A 1,933-nucleotide genomic window follows, 5' to 3' on the forward strand; every position below is an offset into this window, starting at 1 on the left:
CCATGTTTTTTGTAAACAAAAGCAGAAGCAGAAAAATGATTACAGGTGCTATCATTCTTTTTTGTCTTTTACCTGCTGCCACTTATAATCCGGTTTCGGCACATGGCGGTGAAGATCATGGAAATGAAACAGCTAAATCTGGCGGCGGCTCATCCACAACCTGTTTAGGTGAAAAACAAACACAATTTCTTTTCAATATTCAAACGGTGAAAATAGGCACAGGCAATTTTAATGAATCAACTGTATTTCTTGGAACAATCACTGCAGCACCACAAGGCAGGGCTGTAATACAATCGCCACAGGTTGGGAAAATTGTTTCATTAAAAGTTGCACCGGGTCAAAAGGTTGGAAAGGGTGAGGTAGTGGCTGTAATAGAACAGCAGGTAGATGCAGGAACACAAATCAGCATCGTTTCACAAAGCAATAGCGTAAATGCAGAATTTGAAGCCGCCAAAGCCCAGTATGAAAGGCTGATGGCAATAGAAGATATAGCGGCAAAGAAAGACATCACTGAAGCAAAGGCAAGGTATGAAAGTGCCAAAAGAAATAAAGCCCTGTTTGATGCAAACACCGGAAAAAATACAGGCAGTTCAAAGCTGGTATCTCTTACATCTCCCGTAAGTGGTGTTGTGGGAACATTTAATTATTCCATAGGTGCAGTTGTAAACAGCGGCGAAACCCTGTTTGAAATAACCAACCTGAACCAGGTGTTTGTAGAGGCGCAGGTCTTTGCCGCCGATGTTGAAAGCTTGAAGACCGCCACAACTTTTACAACAATCTCCAATACAGATACGCTGACATATAAACTGAAAATGATTAGTGCTGCACAAACAGTAAATGCAGGCAACCAGTCACAGAAAGTTGTATTTGAAATACTCAATCCCAATGGCCAGTTTAAGATTGGAGAAAATGTAAATGTGCGAATGACAGGAAGCAATATCATCCGGCAGGTAGTATTACCCAACGAAGCCATTACCGATGTAAATGGAAAACCTGCTGTGTTTGTTAAAGATAAAGCGGAGCAATACAGCATCAGCTTTATTGTAAAAGGTGAGAGCAATGACAAATTTACTGTAATCAGCAGGGGAGCTGAGGAAGGCGAAAGAATTGTTACTACCAATGTGTATCAAATGAAAATGATGTATTTAAACCAATAATTAAAAAAATAAACAACATGAGAAAACTATTAATGATGGTTTCGCTGCTGATATCCGGTGTTGCAGCATTTTCGCAAACAGGCGACAAAGAAGCTGTGAAGAATGTACTGAACAGCTATAAAAAAGCAATTGAAAAATTAGACACTACCGGTGTAGTAAATCTTTTTGTAAAAGATTCAAAAGTATATGAACAGGCAAGTGATGAAGGAACCATCGGGCACTACCTTGAACACCATCTGGGCCCGGAACTAAAAGAGTTTAAATCCTTCACCTTTAGCGATTATAAAGTTGATGTAACCGTTACACGTGAATATGCCTTTTCAACCGAGACATATATCTACACTATTGTATTGGCAAAAGATGGTAAAGAAATAAAAAGCCAGGGCGTAGCTACATCTGTATTGCAAAAAACAAAAGATGGATGGAAGATTTTACAAACACATTCATCATTCAGAAAAGCAAAATAAATTTTAAACATAAAACTTATAACCAATGAAACAGTTGAAAATTTTTCTTTTAATGGCAGTAGCAGTGATTTCCTTCAACGCAGTAAATGCACAAAAACCAAAGGTAAAACCCAATAAAGTGGCGGAAGATACAATGGCCTATCAATGCCCCATGAAATGTGAAGGCGATAAAACATACAGCCAGGCTGGCAAATGCCCAAAGTGCGGTATGAATTTAAAAGCTGTAGCAAAACCGGCAGTGGCAGCAGCCTATCAATGCCCTATGAAATGCGAAGGAGATAAAACATACGACAAAGCAGGCAAATGCCC

Annotated in this window: 3 protein-coding genes; all 3 read left to right on the plus strand. The window is 39.3% G+C overall.

From position 1 onward, the window contains the following. The first annotated feature begins 35 nt into the window (after positions 1 to 35). Positions 36 to 1,157: an efflux RND transporter periplasmic adaptor subunit gene (locus HYX58_00100; protein ID MBI2774399.1), complete on the plus strand. Its 1,122-nt coding sequence runs from the start codon at positions 36 to 38 to the stop codon at positions 1,155 to 1,157. 17 nt (positions 1,158 to 1,174) lie between these two features. Next, positions 1,175 to 1,624, plus strand: a complete 450-nt coding sequence (locus tag HYX58_00105) for a nuclear transport factor 2 family protein (GenBank protein MBI2774400.1) — start codon at positions 1,175 to 1,177, stop codon at positions 1,622 to 1,624. A 25-nt stretch (positions 1,625 to 1,649) separates the two neighbouring features. Beyond that, on the plus strand, positions 1,650 to 1,933 hold a 284-nt coding region (locus HYX58_00110; GenBank protein MBI2774401.1), incomplete at its 3' end, for a hypothetical protein.

The sequence above is a fragment of the Candidatus Dependentiae bacterium genome (genome assembly GCA_016191325.1).
GTDB lineage: Bacteria > Babelota > Babeliae > Babelales > JACPOV01 > JACPOV01.

What these genes read in the sequence shown, in the direction of transcription:
- HYX58_00100 (MBI2774399.1), top strand. Translation starts at nt 36, where the DNA reads ATGATTACAGGTGCTATCATTCTTTTTTGTCTTTTACCTGCTGCCACT.
- HYX58_00105 (MBI2774400.1), top strand. Translation starts at nt 1,175, where the DNA reads ATGAGAAAACTATTAATGATGGTTTCGCTGCTGATATCCGGTGTTGCA.